Here is a 20,075-nt window from a genome sequence, read left to right as displayed (position 1 = left end):
CCTGTTATTCGCTGACGATACCGACCGGCGCCGTCTCGATCTTGAACGCGGCCGAGATCAGCGCCTTCGTATAGTCGGTCTGCGGCCGCTCGAAAATCTGTTCGGAAGGGCCGGCTTCGACGATCTTGCCATTGCGCATGACGATGACGTCATTGGCAAGGGCGCGAATGACTTTCAGATCGTGGCTGATGAACAGATAGGCAAGGTCGTGCCTGGCCTGCAGATTGCGTAAGAGGTCGACCACTTGCGCCTGCACGCTCATGTCGAGCGCCGAGGTCGGTTCGTCCAGCATGACGAAGCGTGGATTGAGCACCATGGCGCGCGCAATGGCGACGCGCTGGCGCTGGCCGCCGGAGAATTCATGCGGATAGCGGTTCCTGGTCGCCGGATCGAGCCCGACCTCCTTCAGCACGGCGACGACCTTGTCGTCGCGTTGGTCGGGCGACAGCTTCGGCTCGTGGATCTTCAAGCCTTCCTCGATGATCTCCGAGACCGACATGCGCGGGCTGAGCGAGCCGAATGGGTCCTGGAAAACGATCTGCAACTCGCGGCGCAGCGGCCGCATGGCGTTGAAGGAAAGCTGGTTGATGTCGCTGCCATTGAACTGGATGGTGCCGGTCGATGAGATCATCCGCGCCAGCGCCAGCCCGAGCGTCGTCTTGCCGGAGCCGGATTCGCCGACGACGCCTAGCGTCTGGCCGGCGCGTACGGTGACGTCGATTCCGTCAACAGCCTTCACATTGTCGACGGTGGTGCGAAAGAAACCCTTTTTGATCGGGAACCAAACCTTGATGTCCTTGCCGGTCATAACCGGTTTGGCGGCGTCGTTGGTGGCCGGCGGCTTGCCCTTCGGCTCGGCGGCGAGCAGGTGCTTGGTATAAGCGTGCTGCGGGTTGGCGAAGATGTCCCTGGTCGGCCCGGTCTCGACGATCTTGCCTTTGGTCATCACGCAGACGCGGTCGGCGATCTTTCTGACAATGCCGAGATCATGGGTGATGAACAGCATTGACATGCCCTTGCGGCTCTTCAGCCCCGCCAGCAATTCGAGGATCTGCGCCTGGACAGTGACGTCGAGCGCCGTCGTCGGTTCGTCGGCGATCAGCAGTTCAGGCTCGTTGGCCAGCGCCATGGCGATCATGACGCGCTGGCGTTGGCCGCCGGACAGCTGGTGCGGATAGGCGTCGAGCCGCTTCTCCGGTTCGCGTATGCCGACCTCGTTGAGCAGCGCCAGCGTGCGCGCCTTGGCCTGGCGGTCGCCCATGCCCTGGTGCAGCGCCAGGATCTCGACGATCTGCTGCTCGATCGTGTGCAGCGGATTGAGCGAGGTCATCGGCTCCTGGAAGATCATGGTGATCTTGTTGCCGCGCACGCTGCGCAACTGCTTTTCGTTCATCGCCAAAAGGTCGGCGCCCTGGAACAGGATCTTGCCCGAGGGATGGCTGGCCGTCGGGTAGGGCAGAAGCTTCAGCACCGACAGCGCCGAGACCGATTTGCCGGAACCGGATTCGCCCACAAGCGCCACCGTCTCGCCCTTGGCGAGGTCGAAGGAGATGTGGTCGACGGCGGTCGACTCGTTGCCGCCTTGGGTGAAGGCAACGCTGAGATCGCGGACGGAGAGCAGGAGTTCGCTCATCGGAACGCCTTGCGCGGGTCGAAGGCATCGCGCGTTGCTTCACCGATGAACACCAACAGCGACAGCATCAGCGAGATGACGATGAAGCCCGATATACCGAGCCAGGGGGCATTGAGGTTACTCTGCGCCTGTTTTAGCAGTTCACCGAGCGACGCGGTGCCGGGCGGCAGGCCGAAGCCGAGATAGTCGAGCGAGGTCAGTGTCGAGATCGAGGCGCTGACCAGGAAAGGCATGAAGGTCAGCGTCGCCACCATGGCATTAGGCAGAAGATGGCGCAGCATGATGGTGCGGTTGGACACACCAAGCGCGCGGGCCGCGTTGACATATTCGAAGTTGCGTGCGCGCAGGAATTCGGCGCGCACCACGCTGACAAGCGACGTCCAGGAGAACAGCAGCATCAGCCCGAGCAGGATGAAGAAGCCCGGCGGCAGGATGGCGGCGACGATCAGCAGCAGATACAGCAGCGGTATCGCCGACCAGATTTCTATGAAGCGTTGAAAGAGAAGGTCGGTCCAGCCGCCGAAATACCCTTGCAGCGCGCCGGCGGCGACGCCGATAACCGACGAACCCGCAGTCAGGATCAACCCGAACAGCACGGAAATCCTAAACCCGTAGATGATGCGCGCCAGCACGTCGCGCGCCTGGTCATCGGTACCCAGCCAGTTCCAGTTGCCGACAATGCAGTCAGGATCGGCAGCGCCTTGCGGATATTGGCTGCATCGCCTCTGCGCGTCGTATTCCCATGACGGTTTTGCGGGAGCGGCGTCGGGGATCGCATTGTTGACGGTGCGGTAGGAATAGCGGATTGGCGGCCAGATCATCCAGCCATTGGCGTTGATCTCGTCGCGGATGACCGGGTCGCGATAGTCGGTGACGGCGTAGAAGCCGCCGAATTTTTCCTCGGGGTAGGCGACCGCCACCGGGAACAGGATCTCGCCTTTGTAGTAGGCGACGATCGGCCTGTCGTTGGCGATCAGTTCGGCAAACAGCGACAGCACGAACAGAGCGAGGAATATCCACAACGACCAGTAGCCGCGCCGGTTGGCCTTGAAGTTCTGCCAGCGCCGCTTGTTGAGCGGCGACAGCCAGGGGCGGGCGATCCTTGTCGGTGTGATCTCGGCTGCAGCCTGCGTCATCAGACGTCTCTCCGCTCGAAATCGATGCGCGGATCGACCCATGTGTAGATCAGGTCGGACAACAGCGTCACGAACAAACCAAGCAGCGAAAATATATAGAGGTTGGCGAACACGACCGGATAGTCGCGCGCCAACACGGACCTGAAACCGAGCAGCCCGAGACCGTCGAGGGAAAAGATGTTCTCGATCAAAAGCGAGCCGGTGAAGAAGGCCGAGATGAAGGCCGCTGGAAAGCCGGCAATGACGATCAGCATTGCGTTGCGGAACACATGTCCGTAAAGCACCCGCCGCTCCGACAGGCCCTTGGCACGGGCCGTCACCACATACTGTTTGCGTATCTCTTCCAGGAAGGAGTTCTTGGTCAGCAGCGTCGTCGTCGCGAAGGCCGACAGCACCAGCGCCGTCAGCGGCAAGGTCATGTGCCAGAAATAATCGACGATCTTGTCGGGCCACGACAATTGGTCCCAATTGTCGGAGACGATGCCGCGCAGTGGGAACCAGTCCCAGAACGAGCCGCCGGCGAAAAGCACCATCAGCAATATGCCGAACAGGAAGGCCGGTATGGCATAGCCGACGATGATCACGCCGCTGGTCCAGATGTCGAAGGCGGAGCCGTCCTTGACCGCTTTGCGGATGCCAAGGGGAATCGAAATCAGATAGGAGAGCAGCGTGATCCACAGCCCGAGCGAGATTGAAACCGGCATCTTCTCCAGGATCAGGTTGAGTACCGAAATGTCACGGAAATAGCTGTCGCCGAAATCGAAGCGCGCGTAGTTCCACAGCATCATGCCGAAGCGTTCGAGAGGCGGTTTGTCGAAGCCGAACTGCTTTTCCAGCTTCTTGATGAATTCAGGATCGAGCCCTTGCGCGCCGCGGTACTTCGAACCGACATCGCCGGCCACATCGGAATTGCCGCCACCTCCTGCATCGCCGCCGCCACTGCCGAGCCGATCGTTGCCGCCCTGGTTGGTCAGGCTGGCAATGACCTGCTCGACCGGTCCACCCGGTGCGAATTGAGTGACGACGAAAGCAACCGCCATGATGCCGAACAGGGTCGGTATCATCAGCAGGATACGGCGCAGTATGTAGGCGCCCATCAGCTTTCACCCTCCCCCTTGTGGGGAGGGTCGATTCGCGAAGCGGAGCGGGTGGGGGTAGTCTCGATCCGGCGTACGCCGTCACACCGCCACCCCGGTTCGCCATTCGTGCTGCGCACGAAGTGCTCACCGACCCTCCCCACGAGGGGGAGGGTAAAGTGCCGCGCAACAGCCTACCCTTTGCCAATTTTTGCCGCCTTGCCCTTGTCGACCCACCACAGCGCTTCGACCGGGAAGTCGAAATCGGGTTTCCGCTCGGGAAAACCGAACATGTCCCAATAGGCGCTTCGATGATTCGCCAGGAACCAACTTGGAATCCAATCCCTCCGTGCACGCAAGACCCGGTCGAGCGCGCGCATGGCAATTGTCAGGCTTTCGCGACCCTCGGCGGCACCTGCGGCGTCAACCAGGGCGTCGATGGCCGGGCTCGACGTTCCCGGCAGATTGCGAGAGCCCGATACGGTAGCTGCTCGCGAATGGAAAATGGTTTCGAGGTCATCACGGGTTGGCGTCGCCGGAAACGAGGCCGCGACCGAGACGAGGTCGTAGTCGAACGAATTCTGCCGCAGCTGATATTGCGCGGCATCCACCAGCCGGATCGAGGCATCGATGCCGACCGCCTTCATGTTTTCGACCCAGGGCGAGTAGACCTGTTCGAAGACTTCGTCGTCGACAAGAAACTCTGCGGACAACCGACCACCCTTGTCGTTCACGACGAAATTGCCGGACCGTTTCCAGCCGGCCTCGGCCAGAAGCTTGGCCGCCTTGCCAAGCAACTGCCGGTCGCGGCCGGAGCCGTTCGACGCGTCCTGGATCACGGCTTCGCCAAAAGCCTCGGCGGGAATCTGCTCACGCAGCGGCTCAAGAAGAGCCAATTCTTGTGGCGACGGTCTGCCCTCGGCGCGAAATTCGGATTTCTCGAAGCAGGATTGCGAGCGCTCATAGGAACCGTAGAAGAAATTGCGCCGCGTCCATTCGAAGTCGAAGCAGAGCCCGATCGCCTGCCGCACGCGCGAGTCGCGAAACTGCTCGCGCCGCTGGTTGACGGCGGTGCCCTGCATCGAAGGCACCGTTTCGGCCGGGAATTCGTGCTTCACCACCTTGCCGGCAGTGAAGGCTGGGAAGTCGTAGCCGGTCGCCCAGACGCGCGAGGTGAATTCCTCCCTGTAGAGGATTTCTCCCTTCTTGAACGCTTCGAAGGCAACGCTACGGTCCTGATAGAACTCAACGCGGATCCGCTGAAAATTGTTCTGGCCGCGATTGACCGGCAGGTCGTTGCCCCAATAATCAGCCACACGCTCATATTCGATCCAGGCCCCTGCCGACCAGCGACCGACCTTGTAGGCGGCTGACCCCAACGGCGGGTTCATCTGCGAGGAATCGAACGGGTTGGCCGTGTAGAACGCCTTCGACAGGACCGGGAACTCGACGACGTTGAGGATGGTGCGGCTTGTCTGCTTGCCGGAAAACCTAAGCTGCAGCGTGTGGGCATCCACGGCAATCGCGTCATCCAGATGCGTTAGCGGCAGGGAATAGTACGGGTGCCCCTTGTCCTTGAGCAGCTTGAAGGTGAAGGCGGCATCCTCTGCCGTCAATGGCGTGCTGTCATGGAAGCGGGCCTGCGGGCGCAGCGAGAAGGTGAAGTCGTTGCGGTCGTCGGAAATCGTCACGCTGTCAGCGATCAGCCCGTAAACGGCGTCAGGTTCGTCGTACGCTCTCACCATCAGTGAATCGAAGCACATCTCCGTGCGCTGGGGCGAATCGCCTTTGGGAACGAACGAATTCAGCGTGTTGAAGGTCAGCGGCGTCTGGTTGGCAAGCCAGTTGCGCGGCAGGAAGTTGAAGACGCCACCTTGCGGCGCATCGACATTGACATAGTCGAAATGAGTGAAGTCCGGCTTGTATTTGAGGTCGCCGAAAGCCGACAGTCCATGCAGTTTCACGCCGGTTGGGCTGGCGGCGAAAGCCTTGCCCGGCAGCAGCGCAGCAACGGCCGCGGCGCCACTGAGGGCCAGGAAATCGCGGCGAGGGAGCCCCGCCATCAATTGCTGCCCTTGTACTTGGCGGCCAGGGCCTTTTCCTTGTCCGCATCGATCCACCAGGAATCGATATCGGCGCCACGGTAGCCGGGCTGCTTTTCCGGGATGCCGAACTTGTTCCAGTAAGCCAGCCACACAACGGCGCGATAGTATTGCGGCACCACATAGTAATTCCACAGCAGCACGCGATCGAGCGCATGGGTGGTGGCGACGAGGTCATCGCGATCCGTGGCAAAAATGATGCGGTCGACAAGGGCGTCAACGACCGGGTTCTTGATGCCGGAATAATTGCGCGATGCCGGTGTGTCGGCGGCCTTGGAGCTCCAGAAATCGCGCTGCTCGTTGCCGGGCGATTCCGACTGTTGGAGCTGTCCTGTGATGACGTCGTAATCGAAGTTTCTGACGCGGTTGGTGTACTGGCTCGGGTCGACGATGCGCAGTGTCGCATCGACGCCGATCTTGCGCAGATTGGCGATCCAGGGGCTGGAAATGACCTGGTCGGTTTCATTCGAGCCTAGGATTTCAAACTTGAATGGCTCGCCGGTCTTGGCGTTGACCATCTTGCCGCCCTTGATCACCCAGCCGGCCTGGGCGAACAGGTCGACCGCCTGCTTCAGATATTTGCGCTCCGCCTGCGGCGAATCGTAGACCGGCAACTTGAATTCCTGGGTGAATACTTCCGGCGGCAGCTTGTCGCGGTACTTCTCCAGGATCTCCAATTCCTTGCCTTGCGGCAAGCCGCTGGAGGCTAGGTCCGTGCCCTGGAAATAGCTGTGGGTGCGAGTGTTGAAACCGAAGAACAGCGTGCGGTTCATCGATTCGAAATCGAACGGGTAGGTGAGCGCGGCCCTGACCAGACGATCGGCAAACAGCCTATGTCTCTGGTTGAGCATGAAAGCCTGCATCGGCTCGGGCGAGGTGGTCTTGAACTCCTGCTTGATGACATCGCCGGCCTTGATCGCCGCGAAATCATAAAATGTCGCCCAGCGCTTCGAGCTGTTTTCCGGCTTGATATCGTCGAGGCCACCTTTCTTGAACGCCTCCCAGGAGGCGTTGTCGTCAAGAATGTAGGTGAAGTGCTGCGTGTCGAAATTCTCCCGACCGATCTTCACAGCCAGCTTGGCGCCCCAATAGTCGGGGACGCGCTGCCAGACGATTTCCGACCCCGCCTTGAAGCTGGCGATCTTGTATGCAGCCGAGCCCAGCGGCGGCTCCAGCGTCCCCTTGGTGATGTCGCGCTTCTTGCCATTGGCGTCGGTGCCTTCCCACCAATGCTTGGGCAGCACGACAAGGTCGCCGAGGATCTTGGGCAGTTCGCGATTGCCCTTCTGGTCGAAGTGGAACTCGACCTCATGGTCCGAGACAGCGACGGCGTCGGTGACGTTTTCGAAATAGCGGCTGTACATCGGGCTGTTGGCCTTCAGCACCTGGAACGACCAGATCACGTCGTCAGTGGTGATCGGCTGTCCGTCATGCCATTTCGCCCGTGGGTCGAGCCGGTAGGTGGCCGAGGAATAGTCGGTCGGGTACTTGTAGGCGTCGGCGATGAGCGGGTGGCTGACGCTGCCTTCGTCAGTCGCCTGATCCATCAGCGTGTCGTAGAGCAGGCCGCCGCCAAATGGCTGCAGGCCGGCCGCCGGCGATCCCTGAACGATATAGGGATTGAAGCTGTCGAACGTGCCGGAAACGACCGAATTGTAGGTACCGCCCTTCGGTGCATCCGGATTCACATAATCGTAGCGCTGGAAGTTCTCGCCATATTTGGAGGGGCCGATCAGCGAAGAGGTGGTGTGCCATTCCTGGGGGAAGGATGCCTGCAGGCCGCCTGCGAGGGCGCCCACAACCAGAAAGGACCTCAGAAGCGTTCGGCCAACCGTCATGCGTTCTCCTCGTCGCGATGCCCGGCAATCCTAAATGATTTGACGCCGGTGAAAACCGCCATGCGGCGGCTTTGTCGCCGCATATGCGATTTTCCTAACAAAAAGCCGGGCTGAACCCGGCTTTTTTGAGGTCATGGAGATGACAATTCGGTTATTTGGCGGGCGCCGGTGCCGGCGTCGCAGGGGCTGGAGCTGCACCTTCAGCCGGCTTGGCCGGAGCGGCACCCTCGGCCGGCTTGGCCGGCGCCGTTGCATCGGCGGCGGCACCTGGCGTCGGCAGCGGCTTCGGGCTATCCGACAGCGTGCGCAGATAGGCAATGACGTTGGCGCGGTCCTCGTCCTTCGGCAGGCCGGCAAAGCCCATCGCCGTGCCCTTCACGAATTTCTTCGGCGAGGTGATGAAGTGGTTGAGATTGTCATAGGTCCACTTCTCGGCGCCGCCCTTGGAAAACTCCTTCATGCCGGCCGAATAGGCAAAGCCCTCATGCTCGGCGACGGGGCGGTCGACGATGTCCCAGAGATCCGGGCCGACCTTGTTGGGGCCGCCTTTTTCGCCGGAATGGCAGGCCTGGCATTTCTTAAAGACGGCCGCACCTTGCTCGACATTGGCGGTGGCCAAAAGGTCGGCGATCGGCTTCGCCTCTGCTGCGGGTCCGGCGGCGCCGCCTTCGGCAGGCTCCGTCGCCTCGATGGCAAAGCCGGGTTTTTCCGGCGCCGGCGAGGCAAACAGGGCGTCGGACACCAAACCGACCGAGAAGACGACGAAACAGGTTCCAAGCAACCCGGCGAGCAGTTTGTTGACTTCGTTGGAATCCATACGCCCCAGGGCTCCCTTTTCCGGCGGACCTCTCCGTCCACTCCGTCCGTCGGTATCGTGACCCACCCCGTCGAGCCGGTCAAATCGGGCGGAAACTAGGTCTTTTGCTTGGGCGTTGCAACACCTATAAGGGCGCTTCCAGTGAGACCTTTTGCCACTTTCCCCATCCTCTTTCGAACGCCTTGCAACCTCGATGTCCACGCTCATCCTGATCCCGGCCCGCATGGCCTCGACGCGCCTGCCGGGCAAGCCGCTGGCCGACATAGCCGGCGCGCCGATGATCGTCCATGTCGCCCGCCGCGCCGCTGAGGCTGGGCTTGGCCGGGTAGTGGTGGCAACCGACACGCGCAACGTGGCCGAAGCGGTGCGCGCGCACGGTTTCGAGGCGGTGATGACGCGCACCGACCACGAATCCGGTTCCGACCGTATCTTCGAGGCGCTGACCGCCCTCGACCCCGATCGCAAGGTCGAAACCATCGTCAATGTGCAGGGCGACCTGCCGACCATCGATCCCAAGATCATCGGTGCGGCGCTGAAACCGTTCGAGGACGCTGCGGTCGACATCGCCACGCTCGGCGTCGAGATCGTCCGCGACGAGGAAAAGGCCAACCCCAACGTCGTCAAGATCGTCGGTTCGCCGTTGTCGGCGACGCGGCTGAAGGCGCTCTATTTCACCCGCGCCACCGCGCCCTGGGGCGAGGGGCCGCTCTATCACCATGTCGGCCTCTACGCCTATCGGCGCTCAGCCCTCGAACGCTTCGTCGCGCTAAAACCTTCGCCGCTCGAACGGCGCGAGCGGCTGGAGCAGTTGCGGGCGGTGGAGGCCGGTATGCGCATCGATGCCGAGATCGTGCAATCGCTGCCGCTGGGCGTCGACACGCCGGAAGACCTCGAACGCGCCCGACAAATTCTTTCCTGAGACCTTCAACCTGAGATATCGGCATGCCTGACAAGACCAACAGAATAGCCTTCCAAGGCGAACCGGGCGCCAATTCCGACACCGCCAGCCGCAACATGTTCCCTTCGATGGAGCCGTTGCCGTGCCCCACCTTCGAGGATGCCTTCAACGCGGTCGAGACCAACAAGGCCGACCTCGCCATGATCCCGATCGAAAACACCATCGCCGGCCGCGTCGCCGACATTCATCATCTCTTGCCGGAATCGAAACTCCACATCGTCGGCGAGTATTTTCTGCCGATCCACTTCCAGCTGATGGTGCTGCCAGGCGTCAAACGCGAAGAGATCAAGACCGTGCACAGCCATATCCATGCGCTGGGACAGTGCCGCAAATACATCCGCAAGAACGGTTGGAAGCCGGTGATCGCCGGCGACACGGCGGGCTCTGCGAAGCTGGTCTCGGAGCTCAAGGACCGCACCATGGCCTCGCTCGCCCCGGCGCTAGCCGCAGAACTCTACGGCCTCGACATCATCGAGAAGAACGTCGAGGACACGGATTCGAATGTCACCCGCTTTGTCGTGCTGACCAAGGACAAGCGATTGGCCGAACGGCCCTCGGCCGACACCAAGATGATGACGACCTTCATGTTCCGTGTCCGCAACGTGCCGGCTGCGCTCTACAAGGCAATGGGCGGTTTCGCCACCAACGGCGTCAACATGACGAAGCTGGAGAGCTATCAGTTGGGCGCCTTCACCGCGACGCTGTTCTACGCCGATATCGAGGGCCATCCCGACGATCCACTGGTCAAGCTGGCGCTGGACGAACTGCGCTTCTTCTCGCGCGAAGTGCGCATTTTGGGTGTCTATCCCGCCAGCGAGTCGCGCGAGCAGTGGAAGGTCGCGGACTAAGGTTCCCTAAACCAGCAGGGTCAGCGGCACATAGTCGATTTCCATGAAGGTTTCGACTTCCGGGATCCAGCGGTCGCGCACGAAGGCAACGTGGTCGGGATGCTCGTTATATCTGGTGTAGGCGGCCTGATCGACGAACTCCATCGAGAAGCCGAAGTGATAGTCGTTTTTCGGGCTGACTTGCCGCAGCGGCTCGAAATGGGTGACGCCCTTGATTGCGCTGAGAATGCGCTTGGCATCGGAGAGGAACCGCTTTTCCTCCAGCGAGTACTGCGGGTGCTTCAGGGTGAAAACCACGGTGTGACGGATCATTTTTTGCTCCCGTTAAGCAATTCCAGGAAAAGTGTGAAGCGGTTTTCCGTCCGGAATTGCGTAAAATAACAAGTCTTATTCGCTGTCGACCCAGGCGCGGATCAGATGATGCGCGATCGCGCCTTTCGGCGGCGTGACCAGATTGTCCTTGTGCGTCCTCTCCAGCATGGAACGCACCTCGTCGCGAAAAAACCAGCGGCAATCTTCCAACTCGTTGAGATCGGCCTGGATGTCGTCATTGAGCGGTTCGCCGAAACAGCCGATCATCAGCGAATAGGGGAACGGCCAGGGTTGGCTGGCATGGTAGACGACGCGGCCGAGCCGGATGCCGGCTTCCTCCAGCGTTTCGCGGCGCACCGCCGCCTCGATCGTCTCGCCCGGCTCGATGAAGCCGGCAAGCGCCGAGTACATGCCGGGCCCGAAATGCCGGCCGCGGCCGAGCAGGCATTTTTCCCGCGTCGCCGTCAGCATAATCGCCACCGGATCGGTGCGTGGAAAGTGCTCGGTGCCGCAATTTGGGCAATGGCGCTTGTAGCCGCCGGCCCGCATATGCGATTCATGGCCGCATTTGCTGCAGAAGCGATGGGTGGCATGCCAGGCAAGCAGGGCGGCGCCTTGCGCCAGCGCGCCCGCTGCCGCCTCGTCGATCAGCCCCTGCATATAGACCGAGCGATAATCGATCGCCTTCATGGTCTCCGGTAGCTGTTCGGGATCGAGGCCGACCGGCACGGCAAGGACCGGGCCGCTCTCGGCAAAGCCAAGCAGCACGCCTTGTGCGAGTGATGGCTGCAGCTTCTGGCTCTCAGCCAGATCGAACCAAGGGTCGAAGCTGCCATCGTGCAATTTCAGATACAGCCGTCCGCCATGCATCGGCAGAAGACGTGCCGAGGGATCGGCCAACGCCCTTTCGACGGAATCGTCGGCGCGGTTCTCGGATTGCCGATCAATCGTGTTTCCGGCGAAGCCGACGAACTGGCTCGGTTCGCGCAAGGGCGCGTCAAAAAGGCGAAAGGTCATGGAAGCTCGAACGTCTAGGGATGGACACAGGCGGCTTATAGCGCCGCCTTGATCTGTTGCGCAAATTGGCGGATGCCTGAACGCTCATAGGGCTCGCGCATGCCGTGCCCCCACACCGGCCCCGGCCAGCCCGGATCGCCTTCCGAGCGGGCGATGACGTGGACATGCAATTGCCGAACGATGTTGCCGAGCGCGCCGGTGTTGATCTTGGTGCAGCCCGTGGTTCTTTTCAGCGCCTGCGCCACCATGTTGGTTTCGAAGGTCAACATCGCCTGGTCGAGCGGCGTCATGTCGTGGATTTCTTCGGCCCCCGGCCGCTGCGGCACCAGGACCAGCCATGGCCAGCGGCTATCGTTCATCACCCTGAGCTCGCACAGGCCGAGCCACATCAGCTGCTCGCTATCCGCCTCCAGCCTGGAGTCGAGCGTGAATCCGGCCTTGAGGCCCGGTAGCATTGGCGTTTCCCTTGCGCTTCTCGCATTATTCCCAAACTCATGACGCTAGAGCGGCTGCACGGGGGCTGCAAGCGATTCATTGAGCGGCGGAGTTCAAGGGCATCCGATTCTCAATGCACCCTTGCATTTGATCGCTGAATTGCCGATATGGAACGCGGGAGGTTGGTGGTGGACGATCCACTCGCCAACCGGGTCAGGTCCGGAAGGAAGCAGCCCTAACGAGCCCGGAACGGGTCATTGTTCCAGCCTCCCACCTCATCGGCCCCTCTCGCGACATTGACGACGCATTGCAGCGCGGGCGAGACTATTGGAGCAATTCCAGGGAAAGTGTGAGCGGTTTCCCGTCCGGAATTGCGTTAAAGCAAAGGGTAGAGCGGTTTGCCGTTTCAGAAAACGGTGAAACGATCTAGCAGGAATCGGCTACGCTGAGACGCGGCCTTTTGGAGCTTTACGGGCGAATGAGCGAAGCCGGAAATTCGGACCCCGAAAACCTGGAGAAGCAAAAGGCCGTCGCCTATCGCGTGCTGGCGCGCAAATATCGTCCGTCGAATTTCTCGGAACTGATCGGCCAGGAGCCGATGGTCCGCACTTTGACCAACGCTTTCTCCACAGGCCGCATCGCCCAGGCCTGGATGCTGACCGGCGTGCGCGGCGTCGGTAAGACCACGACGGCGCGCATCCTGGCGCGGGCGCTCAACTACAAGACGCCGACGGTCGACCATCCCTCGGTCGACCTCGCCCTCCTGGGCGAGCACTGCCAGGCGATCATGGAAGGCCGCCATGTCGACGTCATCGAGATGGACGCCGCGTCGCATACCGGCATCGACGACATCAGGGACATTATCGAGCGCGTGCGCTATGCCCCGGTGTCGGCGCGCTACAAAGTCTACATCATCGACGAAGTGCACATGCTCTCCACCCAGGCCTTCAACGGCCTGTTGAAGACGCTGGAAGAGCCGCCGCCGCACGTCAAATTCATCTTTGCCACCACCGAAATCCGCAAAGTGCCGATCACCGTGCTGTCGCGCTGCCAGCGTTTCGACCTGAGACGCATCGATGCCGGCGCGCTGGTCGCGCATCTCGCCTCCATTGCCGGCAAGGAAGGCATTTCGGTAGACGACGACGCGCTGGCGATGATCGCGCGCGCCGCCGAAGGCTCGGCCCGCGATTCGCTCTCCATCCTCGACCAGGCAATCGCCCATGGCGGCGGCGCCGTCAGCGCCGAAGCGGTGCGCGCCATGCTGGGTCTCGCCGACCGCGCCCGCATCGTCGACCTGTTCGAACATGTCATGAAAGGCGATGTGGCGGCCGCCCTTGCCGAATTCCGCAACCAGTACGACACCGGCGCCGATCCGGCTGCCGTGCTGACCGATCTGGCCGAATTCAACCACCTCGTCACCCGGCTGCGCTTCGTGCCGACGGCTGCCGACGACGCTTCCCTGTCCGAGGATGAGCGCCGCCGCGGCGCCGACTTCGCCAGCACGCTGTCGGTCAAGGTTCTGTCGCGAACCTGGCAGATGCTCTTGAAAGGCATTCCCGAGGTGCAGTCGTCCAACCGACCGGTCAGCGCCGGCGAGATGGTGCTGATCCGGCTGGCGCATGCCGCCGACCTGCCGACGCTGGACGAGGCGCTGAAATCTCTAGAGAGCGGCGCTCCGGCGTCCGGTGGTGCGTCACGCCCGAATGGTGCGCCGGTAAATGCCGGCAATGGCGGCGGCGCCAGCGCGGTAGCGCAGACCCGGATGCCGTCCGGGCCAGCCGGTGCGCAAACCATGCGATTGGTCGACGCGCCCCCGGTCGCCTTTGTCGCGCCTCCGCAGCCGGTCGTCGAGCCGCAATCGCCGCCGCTGAAATCGCTGGCCGATATTGTCGCTCTTGCCGACGCGCAGCGTGACATCGCCTTTAAGGTGCTGGTCAAGAGCTGTATTCGCCTGGTGCGCATCGAGCCCGGCCGTATCGACGTCGGCCTGACCGCCGATGCGCCCAAGATGCTGCTCAACGACTTGACGACGAAGCTGCGCGCCTGGACCGGCCGCAACTGGCTGGTGTCATTGTCGAAGGAAGAGGGCGGCCAAACGCTGGCCGAGATGGAATCGACCAGGCGCGAGACTGCTTTCTCCGACGCGAAAAGCGATCCGGCTGTGGCCGCCATCCTGGCGCGCTTTCCCGGCGCCAAGATCATCGACGTGCGCATTCCCGACGCGCCGGAAGTCGACACCGACAAGGCCGAAGCGCCGGTCGAGCCGCCGTCCGACGACGACGAAACCTGACCATAGCCACGAATCCGCAAAGGACCCGACCATGAAAGATCTTCTCGGCCTGATGGGCAAGGCGAAGGAAATGCAGGCCAAGTTCCAGGCCATGCAGGACGAGATCGCGACGATTGAAGCAAGCGGGCAGGCGGGCGGCGGGCTGGTCAATGTCACGCTGACCGGCAAGTTCGAAATGAAGTCGCTGAAGATCGATCCGTCGCTGTTCAAGGAGGACGAGGTCGAGATTCTCGAAGACCTGCTGCTGGCCGCTCACAATGACGCCAAAAATAAGGTCGAGCAGATTATGCAGGAGAAGACCAAGGCGCTGACGGCAGGCTTGCCGATCCCGCCCGGAATGAAATTGCCGTTCTGAGCCGGCTCCAACCAGTTAATTGATTATGAAGGGAAATCGGCTGCGGAGGCTGTTGTTAAGACTTTCTCGGGCTTTGCTCACGGACATATCCGGGCATTTATAAAGTTTTACCTATGCTGCACGAAAGCTAATCCTTTAGCCATCTTTTTGCCTTTAAGAGTCTCATTCTTGCCACATCTCGGGGCGAGCTGGCATCTGGACAATGAGGCATTTTTGTTGATCGCTACGCGATGGAAGACGCCGCTTCTGCTCGGCATTATCTTCTCTCCTGTGTTCCTGGCCGGTTGCAGCCAGACCACGTCTTCGCATGGCCTGTCGGTCGCCAGCCTGACCGACGCCATCACGCCCAGCTTCCTTTCGACGCGCGCCTACCGCAACACGCCGAAGGAGAAGGAATGCCTGGAGCGGGCGATGTTCTTCGAGTCCAACCGCTCGAGCCGTGACGGCATGATCGCCGTCGGCACGGTGGTGATGAACCGGCTGCGCTCCGGCAATCATGGCAGCACCATTTGCCAAGTGGTTGGCGAACCGGGCCAGTTCGCGCCCGGCGTGATGACGCGGGCGATGAATTCGAAAGCGATGCCCGATGTCGAGGAGGCCGCCGATGCGGTGCTCAAGGGCGAGCGCAAGGCCAAGCTGAAGAACACGATGTACTTCCACACCGCCGGACTGAGGTTCCCCTACAAGAACATGCATTACACCATGGTTGCCGGCGGCAACGCCTTCTACGAGAAGCGCGGTCGCAACTGGCAGCCGCTGCCGGATGAATCCACGACCATGGTTGCCTCGGCGCAGCCGCGCGCGCCTGTGCCTGAAGCGCCGTTGCAGGTTGCCTACGCCGAGCCGGTGGTGAAGACCATTGTCCGTCCAGATCCGGCCAAGCAGGCCGCGGCGGTTCGCGCAGCCAAGGCGACACGTGCCCCGGCCGAGCAGACCTATGTGACGGCTTCCGCGGCGCCCGCCAAGAGCGCCCGCGTCGCCGCCAAGCAGACGGAGGTGGCGATGCAGGAGCCGATGGCCGAGCCCGATGCCTCGCGTTTCGGCGGCACGCTGAACGCCCGCTACATCACCTCGGTTCCATCGGCAACGCAGGAAGCGTCGATGGGCTTCCAGTCGACGCCTGAGAACACCGACGCTATCGGCGCAATGATCGTCGATCAAACCCGGCCGCTCTCAGCCTACTGACGCCTAAAACAGTTTCCGAGCCCGCCATGGCAGCATGGCGGGCTCGGTGCGTATGCGCATGTTTCAAAGCGCGCGGAAAAATCCTAGATCAGTGCGATGTCGAAGCGAATCGCCGGTCCCGAGATCGAACGCCTGATCCAGCTCCTGGCCAAGGTCCCGGGGCTAGGGCCGCGTTCGGCCAGGCGTGCGGCACTGCACCTCATCAAGAAGAAGGAGCAGCTTTTGTCGCCGCTCGCCGCCGCCATGGCTGAAGCCGCCGACAAGGTGCGCATCTGCACGACCTGCGGCAATGTCGATACCTCCGACCCTTGCATGATCTGCACCGATCCGCGCCGCGATGCCTCGACGCTGATCGTCGTCGAGGATGTCTCCGACCTCTGGGCGCTGGAGCGGGCCGCGGCCATGAATGTGCGCTACCATGTGCTCGGCGGCACGCTGTCGCCGCTCGACGGCATCGGCCCCGACCAGCTCAATGTCCGCTCGCTGGTCGACCGCGTCGCCGGCGGCGAGGTGAAGGAGGTGATCCTCGCCGTCAACGCCACCGTCGAGGGCCAGACGACGGCGCATTATCTCACCGACCAGTTGTCGGGCTTCGAGGTCAAGGTGACACGACTTGCCCATGGCGTGCCGGTTGGCGGCGAGCTTGATTATCTGGATGAGGGTACGCTGGCAGCCGCGTTGCGATCGCGGACGGCGTTTTGACGCAATTGGCGGGGATGCTCCGGAGATGACAGCATTCCTTCGGGCCCCCCTCTGTCCTGCCGGACATCTCCCCCTCAAGGGGGGAGATCAGCAGCTTCTCGGGCGGCATTCTTCTTTCAACGCTGGTGGTTGGCGAAAACCGAAGCGACAGCCAATCTCCCCCCTTGAGGGGGAGATGTCCGGCAGGACAGAGGGGGGCGCGACAGAACGCGGATCTTTCGGATTGGCGCTCGTTGCGCTCCTCGCATCCCTTGTTGCCCTGCTTTTTGTAGCCCCCGCCTCCGCTGCCAAAATCGATGACCAGTTCCGCGCCTGGCTGCAAACCGATCTCTGGCCGCAAGCCCAGACCAAAGGCATCTCCAAATCCACTTTCGACGCCGCTTTCGACGGCGTGAAGCCGAACCTCAAATTGCCCGACCTCGTCCTGCCCGGCGAGAAACCCAAAACCCCGCAAAAACAGCATCAGGCCGAGTTCGGTTCGCCCGGCGCCTATTTCGCCGAAAAGACGGTGCGCGCCGTCACGTCAGGTGCGCGCACGCGCGAGGCGGCCAACGCCAAGACGCTGGCTGCGATCGAAAAGCGCTACGGTGTCCCGGGCGAGATACTGTTGGCGATCTGGGGCCGCGAGACCGGCTTCGGCGCGGCGAAAATGCCCTACGACGCCTTCGAGGTGCTCGGCACCAAGGCATTCATGTCGACCAAGAAGGACTTCTTCCGCACCGAGGTGCTGGCGGCGCTCGAGATCGTCGAGCATGGGTTGGCGCCGGTCGGCGCCATGAAATCGTCCTGGGCCGGCGCGCTCGGCCAGCCGCAATTCATGCCGACCTCGTTCCTGAAGCACGCCGTCGACTACGACGGTGATGGGCACCCGGACATCTGGAATTCGACGCCGGACGTGCTGGCCTCGATCGCCAATTTTCTCGTCCACTATGGCTGGGTGAAGGGGCGTGGCTGGGGTTTCGAGGTGACGGTTCCGGAAAGCGTTTCCTGCTCGCTCGAAGGTCCCGACCAGGGCAAGAAGATCTCAACCTGGGCGGCGATGGGAATCAGCCGCGTCGGCGGCAAAGCCTTTCCGGCCAACGAACTGAAGGCGGAAGGGTTCCTGTTGATGCCGGCCGGACGCAGCGGTCCGGCCTTCATCGCCACGCCGAATTTTTACGTGCTGAAGCAATACAACACCAGCGACCTCTACGCCCTGTTCATCGGCCATGGCGCTGACCGCATCGCCCATGGCGATGCTGATTTTGTCCGCAGCTGGGGTGCGGTCGGCGGCCTGCATCGTTCCGACATCGCCGCGCTGCAACGGGCGCTGGAGGCCAAGGGCTACGATGTCGGCAGCGCCGATGGTCTGCCCGGCTTCAAGACCCGCCGCTCGATCGGCTCCTGGCAGGAAAAGAACGGCCGCCCCGCCACCTGCTTCCCCGACGCCGATCTGGTTGCTGCCATCAAGTAACACCGAAAAGAGCAGATTTTTCCCCATCGGCGGCTGCAATTGGCTCGCCCATGCTTCGACGCGCACAGCATATTCCGGTCCAGTATGCCGGCTCGCAAAAATGCCCGTTGCCGGTTGGAGGGCTGCCGGATAGGGTGTTGACCAACTGGAAAAAAATCAACACGGTATGGGGTCTAACGGTCGTCCTCCGGCCGCGAAAAAGATTACTGCAGCCCTGAGCCGGGAACTCGGGGTCAACAATCAACAAAACAGGGAACAATCATCATGATGATGGAAAAGTTTGCTCTACGTTCGCGCGTCTGGCTCGCAGGTGCTGCCATGTCCGCTCTGCTCATTGGCGTCGCGCCGGCCTTTGCCGTGACCCCCGCCGACACGCTGGTCGAAGGTTTTGCCATCGACGACATCATCTCCATGGATCCGGGCGAGGCGTTCGAACTGTCGACCGCCGAAGTCACCGGCAACACCTATGATCTGCTGGTCCGCCTCGACCTCAGCGACACCTCCAAGGTCAAGGGCGACCTTGCCGAGAGCTGGACCGTCTCCGACGACGGCCTGGTCTATACGTTCAAGCTCAAGCCCGGCCTAAAGTTCGCTTCGGGCAATCCACTGACAGCCGGCGATGTCGCCTATTCCTTCGAGCGCGCCATCAAGCTGGACAAGCCGCCAGCATTCATCATCAACCAGTTCGGCATCAGCGGCGACAACGTCGCCGACAAGGCCAAGGCCGTCGACGACACCACCTTCCAGTTCACCGTCGACAAGGCCTATGCGCCGAGCTTCGTGTTAAACTGCCTGTCGGCAACGGTCGCTTCGGTCGTCGACGCAAAGCTGGTCAAGGAACATGTCGCCGCGGTGACGCCGAGTGCCGACTACAAATGGGACAACGATTTCGGCAACGCCTTCCTGAAGACCGGTTATGCCGGCTCCGGCGCCTACAAGCTGCGCGAATGGCGGGCCAATGAGGTCGTCGTGCTCGAGCGCAACGACAATTACAATGGCGAGAAGGCCAAGCTCGCCCGCGTCATCTACCGCAACATGAAGGAAAGCTCGGCACAGCGCCTGGCGCTCGAAGCAGGCGACATCGACGTTGCCCGCAACCTCGAGCCGAACGATCTCGACGCCATCGCCAAGAATGCCGATCTCACCACGACCAGCGCGCCGAAGGGCACGGTCTATTATATCAGCCTCAACCAGAAGAATCCGAACCTCGCCAAGCCCGAGGTTCGCCAGGCGTTCAAATATCTGGTCGACTACGATGCGCTGAGCACGACCATCCTCAAGGGCATTGGCGAGATTCACCAGACCTTCCTGCCCAAGGGCGTTCTGGGCGAACTGGACGAAAATCCGTTCAAGTTCGACGTCGCCAAGGCCAAGGAACTGCTGACCAAGGCCGGCCTGGCCGACGGCTTCAGTGTAACCATGGACGTACGCACGGGACAGCCGACCACCGGCATGGCGGAATCGATCCAGCAGACGCTTGGCCAAGCCGGCATCAAGCTGGAAATTATCCCCGGCGACGGCAAGCAGACGCTGACCAAATACCGCGCCCGCAATCATGACATCTATATCGGCCAGTGGGGCCAGGACTATTTCGATCCGAACTCCAACGCCCAGACCTTTGCCTCAAACCCGGACAATTCGGATGAAGGCAAGACCAAGACGCTGGCCTGGCGCAATGCCTGGGACATCCCGGACCTGACAAAGCAGACCGAAGCAGCCTTGCTGGAGAAGGATGCCGGCAAGCGCGCCGATATGTACAAGAGCCTTGAAAAGACGATCCTCGACACCAGCCCCTTCGTCATCATCCACCAGCAATTGGAAGTGGCAGGCCTGCGCAAAAACCTGAAAGGCTTTGCGCTCGGTCCGAGCTTCGACACCAACTTCGTCGGCCCGGTCTCCAAGGAATAGCGCCGGCGGA

The 20,075-nt window shown here is 61.8% G+C and carries 17 protein-coding genes and 1 other RNA gene; 9 read left to right on the top strand and 9 right to left on the bottom strand.

Going from position 1 to position 20,075, the window contains the following annotated elements:
- Positions 1 to 4: 4 nt before the first annotated feature.
- From NLY33_RS02145 to NLY33_RS02120, 6 genes are all read right to left on the bottom strand, one after another.
- Complete coding sequence (locus tag NLY33_RS02145) at positions 5 to 1,633, bottom strand: ABC transporter ATP-binding protein (RefSeq protein WP_023708188.1); 1,629 nt, start codon at positions 1,631 to 1,633, stop codon at positions 5 to 7.
- On the bottom strand, positions 1,630 to 2,769 hold the full coding sequence (locus tag NLY33_RS02140; RefSeq protein ID WP_023682037.1) for an ABC transporter permease: 1,140 nt from the start codon (positions 2,767 to 2,769) through the stop codon (positions 1,630 to 1,632). The genes NLY33_RS02145 and NLY33_RS02140 overlap by 4 nt, the downstream gene beginning before the upstream one ends.
- Positions 2,769 to 3,866 (bottom strand): microcin C ABC transporter permease YejB, encoded by a 1,098-nt coding sequence (locus NLY33_RS02135; protein WP_023708187.1) that lies wholly within the window; start codon positions 3,864 to 3,866, stop codon positions 2,769 to 2,771. The genes NLY33_RS02140 and NLY33_RS02135 overlap by 1 nt, the downstream gene beginning before the upstream one ends.
- Before the next feature lie 173 nt (positions 3,867 to 4,039).
- On the bottom strand, positions 4,040 to 5,908 hold the full coding sequence (locus NLY33_RS02130; protein WP_023682036.1) for an extracellular solute-binding protein: 1,869 nt from the start codon (positions 5,906 to 5,908) through the stop codon (positions 4,040 to 4,042).
- On the bottom strand, positions 5,908 to 7,785 hold the full coding sequence (locus NLY33_RS02125) for an extracellular solute-binding protein (protein WP_023703502.1): 1,878 nt from the start codon (positions 7,783 to 7,785) through the stop codon (positions 5,908 to 5,910). The genes NLY33_RS02130 and NLY33_RS02125 overlap by 1 nt, the downstream gene beginning before the upstream one ends.
- Before the next feature lie 151 nt (positions 7,786 to 7,936).
- Positions 7,937 to 8,602 carry a c-type cytochrome gene (locus tag NLY33_RS02120; protein ID WP_023669512.1) on the bottom strand — a complete coding sequence of 222 codons (666 nt, stop codon included), beginning with the start codon at positions 8,600 to 8,602 and terminating at the stop codon, positions 7,937 to 7,939.
- A gap of 193 nt (positions 8,603 to 8,795) precedes the next feature.
- Here NLY33_RS02120 and NLY33_RS02115 point away from each other — a divergent pair, with 193 nt between their 5' ends.
- Positions 8,796 to 9,521 carry a 3-deoxy-manno-octulosonate cytidylyltransferase gene (locus NLY33_RS02115; RefSeq protein WP_023669513.1) on the top strand — a complete coding sequence of 242 codons (726 nt, stop codon included), beginning with the start codon at positions 8,796 to 8,798 and terminating at the stop codon, positions 9,519 to 9,521.
- Positions 9,522 to 9,544: 23 nt separating this feature from the next.
- The gene (locus tag NLY33_RS02110) at positions 9,545 to 10,408 is read left to right on the top strand and encodes a prephenate dehydratase (RefSeq protein WP_023682034.1); all 864 of its coding nucleotides are present in this window, start codon (positions 9,545 to 9,547) and stop codon (positions 10,406 to 10,408) included.
- A 6-nt stretch (positions 10,409 to 10,414) separates the two neighbouring features.
- On the opposite strand, the gene NLY33_RS02105 is transcribed toward NLY33_RS02110, so the two are convergent.
- The 3 genes from NLY33_RS02105 to NLY33_RS02095 form a co-directional block, all read right to left on the bottom strand.
- The gene (locus NLY33_RS02105) at positions 10,415 to 10,720 is read right to left on the bottom strand and encodes a Dabb family protein (RefSeq protein WP_023669515.1); all 306 of its coding nucleotides are present in this window, start codon (positions 10,718 to 10,720) and stop codon (positions 10,415 to 10,417) included.
- A gap of 75 nt (positions 10,721 to 10,795) precedes the next feature.
- Positions 10,796 to 11,737: an NAD(+) diphosphatase gene (gene nudC, locus NLY33_RS02100; RefSeq protein WP_023682033.1), complete on the bottom strand. Its 942-nt coding sequence runs from the start codon at positions 11,735 to 11,737 to the stop codon at positions 10,796 to 10,798.
- Positions 11,738 to 11,772: 35 nt separating this feature from the next.
- A complete protein-coding gene (locus NLY33_RS02095; RefSeq protein ID WP_023682032.1) occupies positions 11,773 to 12,192 on the bottom strand; it encodes an HIT domain-containing protein in 420 nt (139 codons plus the stop codon).
- A 157-nt stretch (positions 12,193 to 12,349) separates the two neighbouring features.
- Between NLY33_RS02095 and ffs the strand changes: the two genes are divergently transcribed.
- The 7 genes from ffs (at position 12,350) to NLY33_RS02060 (ending at position 20,065) form a co-directional block, all read left to right on the top strand.
- Positions 12,350 to 12,446, top strand: an RNA gene (gene ffs / locus NLY33_RS02090) — signal recognition particle sRNA small type.
- Between the two features lie 204 nt (positions 12,447 to 12,650).
- The gene (locus NLY33_RS02085; protein WP_023708186.1) at positions 12,651 to 14,462 is read left to right on the top strand and encodes a DNA polymerase III subunit gamma/tau; all 1,812 of its coding nucleotides are present in this window, start codon (positions 12,651 to 12,653) and stop codon (positions 14,460 to 14,462) included.
- Between the two features lie 31 nt (positions 14,463 to 14,493).
- Positions 14,494 to 14,817 carry a YbaB/EbfC family nucleoid-associated protein gene (locus NLY33_RS02080; protein ID WP_023669519.1) on the top strand — a complete coding sequence of 108 codons (324 nt, stop codon included), beginning with the start codon at positions 14,494 to 14,496 and terminating at the stop codon, positions 14,815 to 14,817.
- Positions 14,818 to 15,033: 216 nt separating this feature from the next.
- Positions 15,034 to 16,002, top strand: a complete 969-nt coding sequence (locus NLY33_RS02075; RefSeq protein ID WP_023669520.1) for a cell wall hydrolase — start codon at positions 15,034 to 15,036, stop codon at positions 16,000 to 16,002.
- A 96-nt stretch (positions 16,003 to 16,098) separates the two neighbouring features.
- Positions 16,099 to 16,704 carry a recombination mediator RecR gene (gene recR / locus NLY33_RS02070; protein WP_023669521.1) on the top strand — a complete coding sequence of 202 codons (606 nt, stop codon included), beginning with the start codon at positions 16,099 to 16,101 and terminating at the stop codon, positions 16,702 to 16,704.
- Between the two features lie 175 nt (positions 16,705 to 16,879).
- Positions 16,880 to 18,157: a lytic murein transglycosylase gene (locus NLY33_RS02065; RefSeq protein WP_023669522.1), complete on the top strand. Its 1,278-nt coding sequence runs from the start codon at positions 16,880 to 16,882 to the stop codon at positions 18,155 to 18,157.
- Positions 18,158 to 18,421: 264 nt separating this feature from the next.
- Complete coding sequence (locus NLY33_RS02060) at positions 18,422 to 20,065, top strand: ABC transporter substrate-binding protein (RefSeq protein ID WP_023708185.1); 1,644 nt, start codon at positions 18,422 to 18,424, stop codon at positions 20,063 to 20,065.
- Positions 20,066 to 20,075 lie beyond the last annotated feature (10 nt).

This window comes from Mesorhizobium sp. C432A (assembly GCF_030323145.1).
In the GTDB taxonomy this organism is placed as follows: domain Bacteria; phylum Pseudomonadota; class Alphaproteobacteria; order Rhizobiales; family Rhizobiaceae; genus Mesorhizobium.
This window is presented reverse-complemented; position numbering and strand designations above follow the sequence as displayed.

What these genes read in the sequence shown, in the direction of transcription:
- NLY33_RS02145 (WP_023708188.1), bottom strand. Translation starts at nt 1,633, where the DNA reads ATGAGCGAACTCCTGCTCTCCGTCCGCGATCTCAGCGTTGCCTTCACC.
- NLY33_RS02140 (WP_023682037.1), bottom strand. Translation starts at nt 2,769, where the DNA reads ATGACGCAGGCTGCAGCCGAGATCACACCGACAAGGATCGCCCGCCCC.
- NLY33_RS02135 (WP_023708187.1), bottom strand. Translation starts at nt 3,866, where the DNA reads ATGGGCGCCTACATACTGCGCCGTATCCTGCTGATGATACCGACCCTG.
- NLY33_RS02130 (WP_023682036.1), bottom strand. Translation starts at nt 5,908, where the DNA reads ATGGCGGGGCTCCCTCGCCGCGATTTCCTGGCCCTCAGTGGCGCCGCG.
- NLY33_RS02125 (WP_023703502.1), bottom strand. Translation starts at nt 7,785, where the DNA reads ATGACGGTTGGCCGAACGCTTCTGAGGTCCTTTCTGGTTGTGGGCGCC.
- NLY33_RS02120 (WP_023669512.1), bottom strand. Translation starts at nt 8,602, where the DNA reads ATGGATTCCAACGAAGTCAACAAACTGCTCGCCGGGTTGCTTGGAACC.
- NLY33_RS02115 (WP_023669513.1), top strand. Translation starts at nt 8,796, where the DNA reads ATGTCCACGCTCATCCTGATCCCGGCCCGCATGGCCTCGACGCGCCTG.
- NLY33_RS02110 (WP_023682034.1), top strand. Translation starts at nt 9,545, where the DNA reads ATGCCTGACAAGACCAACAGAATAGCCTTCCAAGGCGAACCGGGCGCC.
- NLY33_RS02105 (WP_023669515.1), bottom strand. Translation starts at nt 10,720, where the DNA reads ATGATCCGTCACACCGTGGTTTTCACCCTGAAGCACCCGCAGTACTCG.
- nudC (WP_023682033.1), bottom strand. Translation starts at nt 11,737, where the DNA reads ATGACCTTTCGCCTTTTTGACGCGCCCTTGCGCGAACCGAGCCAGTTC.
- NLY33_RS02095 (WP_023682032.1), bottom strand. Translation starts at nt 12,192, where the DNA reads ATGCTACCGGGCCTCAAGGCCGGATTCACGCTCGACTCCAGGCTGGAG.
- NLY33_RS02085 (WP_023708186.1), top strand. Translation starts at nt 12,651, where the DNA reads ATGAGCGAAGCCGGAAATTCGGACCCCGAAAACCTGGAGAAGCAAAAG.
- NLY33_RS02080 (WP_023669519.1), top strand. Translation starts at nt 14,494, where the DNA reads ATGAAAGATCTTCTCGGCCTGATGGGCAAGGCGAAGGAAATGCAGGCC.
- recR (WP_023669521.1), top strand. Translation starts at nt 16,099, where the DNA reads ATGTCGAAGCGAATCGCCGGTCCCGAGATCGAACGCCTGATCCAGCTC.
- NLY33_RS02065 (WP_023669522.1), top strand. Translation starts at nt 16,880, where the DNA reads ATGTCCGGCAGGACAGAGGGGGGCGCGACAGAACGCGGATCTTTCGGA.
- NLY33_RS02060 (WP_023708185.1), top strand. Translation starts at nt 18,422, where the DNA reads ATGATGATGGAAAAGTTTGCTCTACGTTCGCGCGTCTGGCTCGCAGGT.